This window comes from Mesorhizobium sp. M0018 (genome assembly GCF_040323955.1).
GTDB lineage: Bacteria > Pseudomonadota > Alphaproteobacteria > Rhizobiales > Rhizobiaceae > Mesorhizobium.
In genome coordinates, this window is the sequence record NZ_JAMYVL010000029.1 from 39,200 (window position 1) to 52,500 (window position 13,301).

9 protein-coding genes are annotated in these 13,301 nt (G+C 63.2%); 7 read left to right on the forward strand and 2 right to left on the reverse strand.

Features of this window, described 5'->3' with window-relative positions; translation table 11 throughout:
* Positions 1-6 precede the first annotated feature (6 nt).
* From prfA to NKJ81_RS28650, 6 genes are all read left to right on the forward strand, one after another.
* Positions 7-1,086: a peptide chain release factor 1 gene (prfA, locus tag NKJ81_RS28625; protein WP_352542484.1), complete on the forward strand. Its 1,080-nt coding sequence runs from the start codon at positions 7-9 to the stop codon at positions 1,084-1,086.
* On the forward strand, positions 1,079-1,948 hold the full coding sequence (gene prmC, locus NKJ81_RS28630) for a peptide chain release factor N(5)-glutamine methyltransferase (protein ID WP_352542485.1): 870 nt from the start codon (positions 1,079-1,081) through the stop codon (positions 1,946-1,948). Before prfA ends, prmC begins: the two co-directional genes overlap by 8 nt.
* Positions 1,949-2,288: 340 nt before the next feature.
* On the forward strand, positions 2,289-3,263 hold the full coding sequence (locus tag NKJ81_RS28635; RefSeq protein ID WP_352471311.1) for a DUF4167 domain-containing protein: 975 nt from the start codon (positions 2,289-2,291) through the stop codon (positions 3,261-3,263).
* Between the two features lie 238 nt (positions 3,264-3,501).
* Positions 3,502-6,108, forward strand: coding sequence for an ATP-dependent chaperone ClpB (gene clpB, locus NKJ81_RS28640; RefSeq protein ID WP_352542486.1), 2,607 nt, complete (start codon positions 3,502-3,504; stop codon positions 6,106-6,108).
* 147 nt (positions 6,109-6,255) lie between these two features.
* Positions 6,256-6,621 carry an MmcQ/YjbR family DNA-binding protein gene (locus tag NKJ81_RS28645; protein WP_352456638.1) on the forward strand — a complete coding sequence of 122 codons (366 nt, stop codon included), beginning with the start codon at positions 6,256-6,258 and terminating at the stop codon, positions 6,619-6,621.
* Between the two features lie 238 nt (positions 6,622-6,859).
* Entirely contained in the window at positions 6,860-8,341 is a 1,482-nt protein-coding gene (locus tag NKJ81_RS28650; RefSeq protein WP_352542487.1) for a L,D-transpeptidase family protein, read from the forward strand.
* A 165-nt stretch (positions 8,342-8,506) separates the two neighbouring features.
* On the opposite strand, the gene NKJ81_RS28655 is transcribed toward NKJ81_RS28650, so the two are convergent.
* Complete coding sequence (locus NKJ81_RS28655) at positions 8,507-9,139, reverse strand: TMEM175 family protein (RefSeq protein WP_352542488.1); 633 nt, start codon at positions 9,137-9,139, stop codon at positions 8,507-8,509.
* 168 nt (positions 9,140-9,307) lie between these two features.
* Between NKJ81_RS28655 and NKJ81_RS28660 the strand changes: the two genes are divergently transcribed.
* Positions 9,308-10,873, forward strand: coding sequence for an MFS transporter (locus NKJ81_RS28660; RefSeq protein ID WP_352542489.1), 1,566 nt, complete (start codon positions 9,308-9,310; stop codon positions 10,871-10,873).
* 17 nt (positions 10,874-10,890) lie between these two features.
* Here the strand turns inward: NKJ81_RS28660 and NKJ81_RS28665 are convergent, their stop codons facing one another.
* Positions 10,891-12,849, reverse strand: coding sequence for a M23 family metallopeptidase (locus NKJ81_RS28665; RefSeq protein WP_352542490.1), 1,959 nt, complete (start codon positions 12,847-12,849; stop codon positions 10,891-10,893).
* Positions 12,850-13,301 lie beyond the last annotated feature (452 nt).

The window sequence follows — 13,301 nt, forward strand, 5'->3', positions numbered from 1 at the left end:
TTCGCCATGATCAACCTGCCCCGCGACCGTATGGATCAAGTCGTCAAGCGTTTCGACATGCTCGAAGCGCAGATGTCGGCCGGGCCAGCGCCGGACGCCTATGTCAGGATGGCCTCCGAATATGCCGACATCCAGGAGATGGTGGCAAAGATCAGGGCGCTGCGCGCCGCCGAGCACGAACAGGGCGATCTGGAGGCGATGCTCGCCGACAAGGGCACCGACGCCGAGATGCGGGCCTTGGCCGAGGCCGACCTGCCAGGGGTCAAGCATCACATCGAGGCGCTGCAGAAGGACATCCAAATCCTGCTGTTGCCCAAGGATGCTGCCGACGACAAGAACGCCATCCTCGAGATCCGCGCCGGCACCGGCGGCGACGAGGCGGCGCTTTTCGCCGGCGACCTGTTTCGCATGTACGAGCGCTATGCCGCGGCGCATGGCTGGCGTTTCGAGACGGTGTCGGCCAGCGAGGGTGAGGTCGGCGGCTACAAGGAAATCATCGCCACCGTTTCGGGCAAGGGCGTCTTTGCCCATCTGAAGTTCGAATCCGGCGTGCATAGGGTGCAGCGCGTGCCGACGACCGAGGCGGGCGGACGCATTCATACCTCGGCGGCGACAGTCGCGGTGCTGCCGGAAGCCGAAGAGGTCGACATCGACATCAGGACCGAAGACATCCGCATCGACACGATGCGCGCCTCGGGTTCCGGCGGCCAGCACGTCAACACCACCGATTCGGCCGTGCGCATCACCCATCTGCCGACCGGCATCATGGTGGTGCAGGCGGAAAAGTCGCAGCACCAGAACCGGGCGAAGGCCATGCAGATCCTACGCGCCAGGCTCTACGACCTCGAGCGCAGCAAGGCGGACGAGGAACGTTCCGAATCGCGCAAGTCGCAGGTCGGCTCGGGCGACCGCTCGGAACGCATCCGCACCTATAATTTTCCGCAGGGTCGCGTCACCGATCATCGTATCAACCTGACGCTCTATAAGCTCGACCGGGTGATGATGGGCGAACTCGACGAGATCATCGACGCGCTGATCGCCGATCACCAGTCGAAGCTGCTCGCCGATATCGGCATCGATGGCTGACAGCCTGCCCGCCACGCTGGCGCCGCTGCTGCGGGAAGCGCGAAACCGGCTCACCGCAGCCGGGATCGCGGATCCGGCGCTCGATGCCAGGCTGATCGTCGAGCATTTTTCCGGCACCAGTCGCACGCAGGCCATCGCCGATCCCGGGCGCGCTGTCGATACGGACGTGACGGCGGTAATCGAAGCCGCCTTGCGGCGGCGCATCGCTGGCGAGCCGGTACACCGAATCCTTGGCTACCGCGAATTCTACGGCTTGCGCCTTTCGCTTTCGCCGCAAACGCTGGAGCCGCGGCCGGATACCGAAACGCTGGTCGAGGCTACACTGCCCTTCGTCAAGGCAGTGGCGGCACGCGAGGGCTGCTGCCGCATCCTCGATCTAGGGACCGGTACCGGTGCCATCGCGCTGGCGCTGCTCAGCGCCGTTCCGGCCGCGACCGCCACCGGCGTTGACATTTCGCAGGAGGCGCTGGCCACAGCCATGCGTAATGCCGGGGAATTGGGGCTCGCCGGCCGGTTCACGCCGCTCAAATCCGACTGGTTTGAAAAAGTTTCTGGCCGGTACCATGTAATTGTCGCAAACCCTCCCTATATACCCTCAGACGACATTGGAAATCTGCAGGACGAGGTCCGCGGTTTCGATCCACGCCAGGCCCTCGATGGCGGTGTGGACGGTCTGAGCCCCTACAGGAAGATCGCCGCGGGAGCGGCAGCGTATTTGGAAGTCCAAGGCAGGATTGCGGTCGAGATCGGCCATACGCAGCACCAACAGGTTACGGAGATATTCTCCGCGGCCGGGTACCGTTCGGTCGGGGTGTTTCGTGATCTCGGCGGAAACGACAGAGTTCTTGTGTTCGAACGGTGAAAGCCGTGATGCAGTGCGAAAAAAGCGCTTGGCAATACCGGGGAATGCGGCTAGGGTCGCCTTAACCGGATGAGACGAAGCAGGCAGTGCTCTTAGCGATTCGGTTTTCCTTGGAAATAGCTGCCTTCTTGCGCAAACGACGCCCAAGCTTCGTGCGGGAATCGTCCGGCAAGTGAAGTAACCGGAACAGGATGGCACGTGGCGCCAACGCAATTGATGCGGGCGAACGCCGGTGAAGGAACGAAACGGCTGGCCGCATGAGCGCCTCCGTTCGTGAAGAGTTTTTCGAAAATTTCAAAGTGAAGAGAGTCTAATGAGGCCACAACAGCAAAACAGGCGCATGCGCGGTCGCAACAACAATGGCGGCGGCGGCAACAACAATAACAACAACAACCGTAAGGGGCCTAATCCCCTGACGCGCAACTACGAGAGCAACGGCCCGGACGTGAAGATCCGCGGATCGGCTCAGCAGATTGCCGAGAAGTACGCAACCCTTGCCCGTGACGCGCAAAGCTCCGGCGACCGGGTGATGGCGGAAAACTATCTCCAGCATGCAGAGCACTATAACCGCATCATCGCAGCCGCTCAGGCGCAGATGCCGATCCAGAACGCGCAGCAGAATCGCGATGATTTCGACGATGACGGCGACGAGGATCGCGACGAGTTCGACAATGCCGGCAACAACAATGCCAACGAGACGTCGGGTTCGGCGGCCAATCACGGTGCCGGCCCGCAGCCGGTCATCGATGGCACGCCGGCCGAGCTGGCTCTGAACCAGGAAAACAGCCGCGACAATCGGGGCGGCCGCGACAACCGTGACGGCCGCGACAACAATGGCGGACGCCACCGCGACCGTCGCCCCAATGGCGGTTACGGCCAGAACGGCCAGCGCGGCGAGTATGGCGCGCGCGGCGAGCAGGGTGGCCAGCGCGCCGAACAGCCACGGCGCGACGAGACGCCGGCGCAGGCGGAGCCCGTGCCGGCCGCTGGGCCGGTCTTTGTGAGCGAGCCCGCACCGCAATTCGACAACCTTTCGCCGGCGGGTCTCGCCGCCCAGGCCGAGCTCAACGAAGCCGCGGCCGAAAACAGCCCGGCCCGCCGCCCCAGGCGTCCGCGTCGCCCGCGCCTCGATGTCGAACAGGCAAATGGCGGCAACGACAACGCCGGCCCTGACAGTGCCGAGACTGGCAGTGCCGAGACAAGCAGTGCCGAGACAAGCAATGCCGAGACTGGCAATACCGACGCTGGCAATGTCGATGCAGCGCCGGCTGAAGGCCCCGACGGTCAAGCTGTGATCGCAGACGTCGAGAATTGATCGGAAAAACGTTCAGTCGATCTTAGCGCATCCTTTACCCCAGGCGGCGGAGAGAAATCTCCGCCGTTTTTGCTTTGCGCGCTCGGAATATTATGCATTCGCCAGTGTCGAGGCGTCTTGAGGGTCCGTGGTTTGCGTCCCATATCTTGCGTGAACAGGATCCGGCTCGAACGGGCGGGTCCGTCACCGCAATCTGATCCGGTGCCGCGAAGCGGGCCGGTGACGGAAGGAGACAGGCATGAATCTTGAAAAATATTCCGAGCGCGTGCGCGGCTTTATCCAGTCCGCACAAACCATGGCGCTTTCCCGCAATCACCAGCAATTCACCCCCGAGCATATCCTCAAGGTCCTTGTCGATGACGACGAGGGCCTGGCTGCGTCGCTGATCGAGCGCGCCGGCGGCAATGTCCGTGACGTCAAACTCGGCGTCGAAACAGCACTGGAGGCAATGCCCAAGGTCGAGGGCGGCAATGGCCAGCTCTATCTGGCGCAGCCGCTGGCAAAGGTGTTTTCGACCGCCGAGGAACTGGCCAAGAAGGCCAGTGACAGCTTCGTTACCGTCGAACGGCTATTGCAGGCGCTGGCCATGGAAAAATCGGCCAAGACCGCCGACATCCTGTCCAAGGCGGGTGTCACGCCGCAGGCGCTGAACCAGGTCATCAACGACGTACGCAAAGGTCGCACTGCCGATTCGGCGAGCGCCGAGCAGGGCTATGACGCGCTGAAGAAATACGCGCGCGACCTGACGGCGGACGCCCGCGCGGGCAAGCTCGATCCGGTCATCGGCCGCGACGACGAAATCCGCCGCACCATCCAGGTGCTGTCGCGCCGCACTAAGAACAACCCAGTGCTGATCGGCGAACCCGGCGTCGGCAAGACGGCGATCGCCGAAGGGCTGGCGCTGCGCATCGTCAATGGCGATGTGCCGGAATCGCTCAAGGACAAGCAGTTGATGGCGCTCGACATGGGGTCGCTGATCGCCGGCGCCAAATACCGCGGCGAGTTCGAGGAGCGGCTGAAGGCGGTGCTTTCCGAAGTCACGTCTGCCGCCGGCGGCATCATTCTGTTCATCGACGAGATGCACACGCTTGTCGGTGCCGGCAAGGCGGATGGCGCCATGGACGCGTCGAATCTGCTGAAGCCGGCGCTCGCCCGCGGCGAACTGCATTGTGTCGGCGCAACCACGCTCGACGAATACCGCAAGCATGTCGAGAAGGATGCGGCCCTTGCCCGCCGCTTCCAGCCGGTCTTCGTCAATGAGCCGACGGTCGAAGACACTGTCTCGATCCTGCGCGGCCTGAAAGAGAAATACGAGCAGCACCACAAGGTGCGCATCTCGGATTCGGCACTGGTCGCGGCCGCTACGTTGTCAAACCGCTACATCGCCGACCGCTTCTTGCCGGACAAGGCGATCGACCTGGTCGACGAGGCCGCGTCGCGGCTCCGCATGCAGGTCGATTCGAAGCCCGAGGCGCTGGACGAGATCGACCGCCGCATCATGCAGCTCAAGATCGAGCGCGAGGCGCTGAAGGTCGAGAAGGACGATGCCTCGAAGGACCGGCTCGCGCGGCTCGAGAAGGAACTCTCGAACCTCGAGGAGGAATCGACCGAGCTGACCTCGAAATGGCAGGCCGAGAAGCAGAAGCTCGGGCTTGCCGCCGACCTCAAGAAGCAGCTCGACGAGGCGCGCAACGAACTTGCCATTGCCCAGCGCAAGGGCGAATTCCAGCGCGCCGGCGAACTTGCCTACGGCAAGATCCCGGAACTCGAAAAGCAGCTGAAGCAGGCTGAAGCCAGGGACGGCAAGGCCGGCATGGTCGAGGAAGTGGTCGGTCCCGATCATGTCGCCCATATCGTCTCGCGCTGGACGGGGATCCCGGTCGACAAGATGCTGGAAGGGGAGCGCGACAAGCTGTTGCGCATGGAAGACGAGATCGGCAGGCGCGTCGTCGGCCAGGGCGAGGCGGTGCAGGCAGTGTCGAAAGCCGTGCGCCGTGCGCGCGCCGGCCTGCAGGACCCGAACCGGCCGCTCGGCTCGTTCATGTTCCTCGGGCCGACGGGTGTCGGCAAGACCGAACTGACGAAGGCGCTGGCCAGCTTCCTGTTCGACGACGAGAGCGCCATGGTGCGCATCGACATGTCGGAGTTCATGGAGAAGCATTCGGTCGCCCGGCTGATCGGCGCGCCTCCCGGCTATGTCGGCTACGAGGAAGGCGGCGCGCTGACCGAAGCGATACGGCGCCGGCCCTATCAGGTCGTGCTGTTCGACGAGATCGAGAAGGCGCATCCTGATGTCTTCAACGTGCTGCTGCAGGTGCTGGACGACGGCCGGCTGACCGACGGGCAGGGCCGCACGGTCGACTTCCGCAACACGCTGATCATCATGACGTCCAATCTCGGCGGCGAATATCTGGTCAATCTTGGCGAGGACCAGGATGTCGACGTCGTGCGCGACGAGGTGATGAATGTCGTCAGGGCTTCGTTCCGGCCGGAATTCCTCAACCGCATCGACGAGGTAATCCTGTTCCACCGGCTGCGCCGCCAGGATATGGGCCAGATCGTCCAAATCCAGCTCAAGCGGCTGGAAAACCTGCTTGTTGACCGCAAGATATCGCTTTCGCTTGATCAGGAGGCGATCGACTGGCTGGCGGCCAAGGGTTACGACCCGGCCTATGGCGCGCGGCCGCTGAAGCGGGTGATGCAGAAGGAATTGCAGGACCCGCTGGCGGAAAAGATCCTGCTCGGCGAGATCCTCGACGGCTCGACTGTCAAGGTCACCGCCGGCTCCGACCGCTTGAACTTCCGCTCGAAGCCCGCGGTCGTGGCAACCGAGGCAGCCGCCTGAGCTCAAGCCAAAAGCCTGTTCCATCCCGATCGAATCGGGATGGAATTCCTATCTTCAATCTCGACCATGACCCTTTCCGAAAAACCGGCATACCCTTTTGTTACGCCGGCCTTCGGTTCATGGTCCAACATCACTGGCGGGGCGCAGATGACGCTGGACGACTATAACAGCTTCTGCGCCTCGCTGCCTTCGGCGACCCATGTCGTGCAGTGGGGCGGCGCCCATGTCTGGAAGGTCGGCGGCAAGGTCTTCGCGATCGGCGGCTGGAGTGAGGGCAAGGAGCCGTTCGTTACCTTCAAATGCTCCGACATCGCCTATGACGTGCTGAGGGAGCAGCCGGGCCTTCGGCCCGCGCCCTATCTTGCCTCACGCGGCATGAAATGGATCCAGCGCCAGACCGGCGAAAGCATGGATGATGGCGCGCTGAAGGATTACCTGCGCGAAAGCCACCGTCTTGTCGTGCTGAAGCTGACGAAGCAGGCGCGCAAGGAATTGGGACTCGCTGCCGGTTAATCGGTCAGAAATCCGCCATCTTCATGCCCGGTTCATATTGGAACCTTATCGTTGGCAACTGATTTGCTGGCGAGGGGGTTCGCCTACCACATCGGCCCGAAATCGAGTTTTGATTTTCGCAAAGCACGATGCGGAGATTTAAAGCGTTAGAGCGTTCTTTGCGCGTCGAAAAAGACGCGCGGCGCTTTGAAGAGACAATGCCGGCGGCGGCAATTACGGACCGGAGAATTTGGCCATCATGTTGCGCACCATCTTCACCCTTTCAGCGCTTGCTGCCGGGCTGCTGGCGTCGAATGCGATGGCCTCGCCAATAGTGGATGCCGCGCCACGGGTGGTTCGTGCCGCCAATGGAGGCGGCATTCTTGTCGCCCAGAACGGCAATCTCGATATCTACTACGATGCCAGGGGAAACCGCGTCATCGTCGATGCGGAGACCGGCAAGGTCATCGCCATCCAGCCGCCGCAGACCAGGCTCGACCGCCGCGCCTTGCGCCGCGAGCGCTTGCGCAACCTCGGACCGGTCGAGGACGACCCCTATTATCTCGACGACCCTGAGGACACGGCGCGGTTCCGCCGCAGGCAGATGGAAGACGAGGGCAGGGTCATCATACCGCCGGCTGACGAGTACGACCCCTATGGCGACAATTCGGTGGAAGCCTTCCCCGAAGCGCCACGGGATGACGGCTACGGCAACGGTTATCCGGAGGCAGCGCAGCCGGTAAAGCCGCGCACCATCGAGCGCCAGCCGCTCAACGAGGCCTCGATCGAGCCGGTCGAGCCGACGGTGCCGAACGAGCAGGCGGCCTTACCGCCGGACACAGCCCCGCCGCCAAGCACTGGCGGCAAGACGGCGATCGACCCGTCGCTTGCGCTCGGCGCCCGCGAGGACGTGGCGGCACTGCAGGTGCTGCTCGACCGTGCCGGTGCATCGCCCGGCGTCATCGACGGACGCTTCGGCTCGAATGTCGACAAGGCGCTCGCCGCCTATAATGAGATCACCGGCAGCAATCTGAAATCGACCGACGCAATCGGCATCCAGGCGGCCCTGGCGCAATCCGGCGGCGATGCCTTCGCCTCCTATACGATCACGCCCGAGGATGCGGCCGGTCCCTATGTCGCCTCGATACCGGAGGACTACAGCCAAAAGGCCCAGCTCGATCGGATGGGCTACACGTCGGTACCCGAAGCGCTGGCCGAGCGCTTCCATATGGATGAAACCTATCTGAACAAGCTCAATCCGGACGCCAATTTCAATCGTCCGGGCACCATCATCAAGGTCGCCAATTTCGGCAGGCTGGTGGCGACGCCGGTGGCGCGCATCATCGCCGACAAGTCCAATAAGCAGGTCCGCGCCTATGATGCGGCGGGCAAGCTGGTCGCAGCCTATCCGGCGACTATCGGCTCGTCCGACACGCCGTCGCCGTCCGGCACGCATGCGGTGTCGCGTGTCGCATTGGACCCGAACTACACCTACAACCCGAACATCAATTTCAAGCAGGGCGAAAACGACAGGATCCTGACCATCCCGCCGGGGCCGAACGGCCCGGTCGGCTCGGTCTGGATTGCGCTGGACAAGCCGACCTACGGCATCCACGGCACGCCGGATCCGTCCAAGATCGGCAAGACCGAAAGCCATGGCTGCGTGCGGCTGACCAATTGGGACGCGCGCGAGCTTGCCAAGATCGTGACGCCCGGCGTTACGGTGGAGTTCGTCGAGTAGGGCATGTTGATATTCAGGTGATGCCGGCCTGCAAACGGCGGCTTCCTCCGCTTCCGGTGCTCACGTACTCAAAAGTACGCTCCGCTCCGGTTCTCGGAAGCCACCATTTTCGGCTCGGCCTGACCTGAATCTCAACACACCTAAAGCGGACAGGCGTCGCTCCATTCACCCGATGACCTTGCGCAGCAGTGGCGCGCGCGGCGCTGCGGCATAGATCAGCTGCACCACCAGGATGAAGCCGACGCTGAGCAACGGGCTGATCAGGCAGAGTGCAGCGCCGACGGCCCACAGGATCTGTGCCTTGACGATGCGCAGATAGACCGTTCGGGTGGTCTCCGCGTCGACACCTTCGGCCAGAAATCCGTTTTTGTCCGCGTAGCGCCAACTGGCGAGCAGCGTCAGTCCGAGCATCAAAAGATTGAACCAGTAGACGAGCACCGCAGTCCTGAATTCGAGGAAGTCGGCGAGAAGGTCGGTCGAGAACGGCAGCAAGGCGATGAAGCCGAGGAAGCAGAGGTTCAGCGTGGCAAGCCGCCGGTCGGATTTTGCAATCAGCCCGTGTTGCGCCTGCTGGCCGAACCAGAAGATGGTCAGCGTCAGGAAGCTGAGCGCATAGGTCAGGAAGCGCGGCGCCAGTGCTGTGATCGCTGTGATCAACTCGCGTTCGGAATGCACCGTTTCATGCGCCGGCACTCTGATCTCGAGAACGATCAGGGTGAGCGCGATGGCGAACACGCCGTCGGTGATGCCGACAACGCGCCCGCGTCCTTCCGCCGAGGGTTCGAGCGGCCGTTTCATGCGGTATTTCCCCCTTGTCTGTAGCGCTGCGAGAAGCTTAGCACGGCACTTCCCGTTTGCACCCTGAGCGGCGTGATCCTGCCTGTGTGGCCAGGTTGGGCCTGGTTTCAACGAGAACAGCGTGCTGGCCGGTTGTCGGCGGCGCGCCGGCGATCTAGGTAAGGCGGCATGCACACGCCAACCAAAGTCGGTACCGGCGCCGTTCCCCTGACCGGCTCACTTCCCGCCGATACGTTCTGTCCGCAGGCGCAGCGGCGGTTCGTGCTGATCGCCGCGATCCTGGCTTCTGCGCTCGGCTTCATCGACGGGTCGGTCCTGGCCATTGCGACGCCGGCGATCCGCGTCGACCTCGGCGCCAGCCTCGCCGAGGCACAATGGATTTCCAATGCCTACGCATTGACACTCTCAGCCCTCATTCTCGTCGGCGGCGCCGCCGGCGATCGCTTCGGCCTGCGCCACTCCTTCGTCGCCGGCATCGTCCTGTTCATTGCCGCCTCGCTTGCCTGCGCGCTGGCGCCTAACCCGGCGGTGCTTATTGCGTTTCGGGCTATCCAGGGTGTCGGAGCGGCCATCATGGTGCCGGGCAGCCTGGCCATTATCGCCAAAGCCTATCCGAAAAAGGAACGCGGCCGGGCGATCGGCATCTGGGCCGCAGCATCAGCACTGACGACGGCGCTCGGCCCGGTGCTGGGCGGCTTCGTGCTGTCGGCGTTCGGCGCCGGCATCTGGCGGGCGATCTTCGCCATCAATCTGCCGCTCGGCCTTATCTCGGTCTATCTTCTGCTGGCCAAGGTCCCTGCCGACGCGCCGGTGGAAAAGCGCAGCCTCGATCTCGGCGGCGCTGCACTCGCCATATTGGCGTTCGGAGCTCTCGCTTACGGTCTGACCTCGATCAGTGGCGACGGGGAGGGGCTGATGTCCGGCCCGAGTATTGCCGCCGGTGCGGTTTTGCTCGTCGTGTTCATCGTCTTCGAGCGCCGGCGGCGCGAGCCGATGATCGATCTGTCGTTGTTTCGGATCGGCGCGTTCGCGGGCGCCAATGTGGCTACCTTCTTCCTTTATTTTGCGCTGTCGGCCAATCTGTTCTATCTGCCGATGCTCATGATCGCCGGATGGGGGCTGAGCGCGGCCGAGGTCGGTTTCATCTTCTTGCCGCTTTCGGCATTGATCGCAGTGTTGTCCGGACCGGTCGGCCAGTGGTCCGACCGCATCGGGCCTCGCTTTCCGATCGCCAGCGGCAGTCTGGTTGTGGCTCTTGCCTTTGCCGGACTTGCCTTGCTGGCCTATTGGGGCATCCACAATTTCTGGATCGGGGTATTCCCGCTGATGGCTCTGATGGGGTTCGGCATGGCGCTGGTGGTATCGCCGCTGTCGACCGCCGTCATGACGGCGGTCGAGGACAAGGATACGGGTGCGGCCTCGGGCATCAACAACGCCGTCTCGCGCATCGGCGGCCTGATTGCCGTGGCGGCGATGGGATCGCTGGCGGCCTGGGTCTATGCTGGCGTGCTCGGCACCGCTGCCGGCTCCGGCATTCCGGGTTTCGGCGAACCGCCGCCAGCCGGCCTGGCGCCCGGCCTCGATGCGGCACGACTTGCCGCCAGCGACGCGGCATTCGCCGCCGTTGCCGCGGTGACCGCGGTGCTTTGCCTGCTTTCGGCAATCGCCGCGTGGACGACGGTTTCCGGCGAGCGGCTGCCATGGGCGCGCGACACGGCGAATCAGCTCGGCTGACGACGAAAAACGTCGGCTCAGCCTTCGATCTTGGCGCTCGCGACCTTCAACTGATTGCTGTCTTCCTGCTTGAGCAGGTCGTCGATGCGTTCGCGCTCGCGCTTGAAGGCGACAAGGTCGTCGCCCTTCAGCGTCTTGCCGACCGGTAGGCGGACGCGCATCGAATCGACCTTTGTGCCGTTGACGATCAGTTCGTAATGAAGATGCGGACCGGTGGAGAGGCCGGTTGAGCCGAGATAGCCGATAACCTGACCCTGGCGAACGCGAACACCCGGCTCGATGCCTTTGGCAAAGGCGCTCTGGTGATTGTAGGACGTCTCGTAGCCGTTGGCGTGACGCAAGATGATCTGCTTGCCATAGCCACCGGCCCAGCCGGCTTTTTCGACGACGCCATTGCCCGCGGCAATGATCGGCGATCCCACGGGAGCTGCCCAGTCGGTGCCGGTATGCATTTTCACATACCCCAAAATGGGGTGGCGCCTGGCACCGAACCCTGACGTAAATCGGCCATTGGGCAACGGATTGCGCAGCAGAAACTGCTCGGCGCTGCTACCATTTTCGTCGAAGTAGTCGGTGCTGCCGTCCTGCATCTGGAAACGGTAGAAATTTCGCGTCGTGCCGCCGAAAGTCGCGGAGACGTAAAGCAGCTCGGATTCGTCAGACGCCTGGTCGTCGCCATCGGGTTGCGAGAACAGCACTTCGATGCGGTCCGTGGGATTGAGGCGCGACTGAAAGTCGACACCGGACGCCAGCAACTTGATCAGTCGTTGCGTCATCGCCTTGGACATGCCGTAGGAATAGGCGGTGCGGTAGATGCCGTCGTAGACGTTCGGCAGATTGCCGCGCACTACGGGCGCAGGCGAATCGTCGAACGCCGTCAGCAATTCGGGATTTGGCTCCGGCTCCTGCGCCGGCACGTACTGGTCGTGGTCGTCGAGTGCGATGGTGACGATGTGCTGGGTCCTGTCGTACACGCTGGTGCGAACGATCTTGGCGGCGTCGCCATGGACCTCAAGCCCAACGCGCAGCACGGTTCCTGCCTTGAGGGCCGTCGCATTCAGCAATTTGGCGATCGCCTCGGCCATTCCGGTGGCATCCTCGCCGGTATAGCCCGAATCAGCGAAGGCCTCGGCAATGTCGAGATCCTTGGTGAAGGGGATGATTTCCTCGGCGAAAGCCGGCGCCTGGTCGTCGATGGCGGCACGCGGCGACACCGAGACGTTTTCCGGGACGATCTTGACGTCATAGGAGCCGGCCATGCTTTCGGCGAAGCCGTCACCGAATCGCTGTGGGTCGACATAATGCAGCGAAGCGACCTGGACAGCGCCGTCGCTCAGATCGGTGCCGGCCTCGCGCACGACCTTTTCCACCTCGTCGGCAGAAAGGTCGCTCTTTTCGTCGAAGGCCGCCGTCTCGATCGGGAAATCGACGGTCTTCAAGCTCATCTCGCTTTCGACCTTGGCGCCATAGATCTGGCTGGCGGCGGCGGCTGCCGGCTGGCCGGCATTGTCGTCGCCATTGCCAAACACCTGCATCGGGTCGAAAGGCGGATAGGCCCGGCTGGTCGTGTGACCGGCGGCAAGCGCCATCTTGATCTGCACGAAAGGCATGGTGTGGATGACATCGCGGTCGCCAACCTTGGTCACCATCGACACTTCCATGCGCCGGCGATCCTTGGCCTTGGCGATCTGGCGCAGCGCGACCAGCCGTGTCGTCTTGGCAATCTCACCGGAATCGTCGCCACTGGCAAGGCTGATCAGTTCGGCGATCTCGGGTGGCGTCGCCAACTGCTGGCGGCCGTCAAGCGCTGCAAACAGCGCCACGCCCATCAGCACGCTCGAGGTCACGCCGGTAAGGAAGGTGCCCGACAGCCAGCGCGCCGAAACCTCGCGCCGGTCGGGAGGGCCGCTGCGGCCGTCCGCGATCAGCGGCGGCTCGTTGCCGAGGTCGGCTATGACATCTTCCGTGTCTGGCATCCAGAAAGGCTGCTTCTTCCCCGGGGCGGAACGGCTTGTCGTTCTTGTTGTGGCCATGACATTTGCCTGTCACGGCGGGTGAAGTCAACGAAGCGCCTGGCCCCGGCCGAAATCCCCAATCACACGTCTGTCTCTATGGGTTCTCTTTAGTCTCTTATAGGAAGCGCCTGGGAGGCGCCGTTTGGTCTCTTATAGAAGGCCCTGCGCGGGTGGCGCTTTCGCGGGCTTCGTTGGCCCTGGTGTCAAACTGCAATACGGCGGCAATAGGGCTCCACCGCGACAGCCGGCTTTGTTGTCCCCATGCCGTAGCGGCAGTCGGCTACAGAAAAGCGGCGCCCCAACTTTCGTCGCAAAAAATTCAAAAAAGTTCGAAATCGCTGTTGACACTTTGGACGCCCCCCGACTATATACGCCTCAACAACGAGGGCGGCGCGCCGCTGGCGACGAAGAAG

Coding starts and splice junctions, on each gene's coding strand:
- prfA (WP_352542484.1), top strand. CDS start 7: ATGATCAACCTGCCCCGCGACCGTATGGATCAAGTCGTCAAGCGTTTC.
- prmC (WP_352542485.1), top strand. CDS start 1,079: ATGGCTGACAGCCTGCCCGCCACGCTGGCGCCGCTGCTGCGGGAAGCG.
- NKJ81_RS28635 (WP_352471311.1), top strand. CDS start 2,289: ATGCGCGGTCGCAACAACAATGGCGGCGGCGGCAACAACAATAACAAC.
- clpB (WP_352542486.1), top strand. CDS start 3,502: ATGAATCTTGAAAAATATTCCGAGCGCGTGCGCGGCTTTATCCAGTCC.
- NKJ81_RS28645 (WP_352456638.1), top strand. CDS start 6,256: ATGACGCTGGACGACTATAACAGCTTCTGCGCCTCGCTGCCTTCGGCG.
- NKJ81_RS28650 (WP_352542487.1), top strand. CDS start 6,860: ATGTTGCGCACCATCTTCACCCTTTCAGCGCTTGCTGCCGGGCTGCTG.
- NKJ81_RS28655 (WP_352542488.1), bottom strand. CDS start 9,139: ATGAAACGGCCGCTCGAACCCTCGGCGGAAGGACGCGGGCGCGTTGTC.
- NKJ81_RS28660 (WP_352542489.1), top strand. CDS start 9,308: ATGCACACGCCAACCAAAGTCGGTACCGGCGCCGTTCCCCTGACCGGC.
- NKJ81_RS28665 (WP_352542490.1), bottom strand. CDS start 12,849: ATGCCAGACACGGAAGATGTCATAGCCGACCTCGGCAACGAGCCGCCG.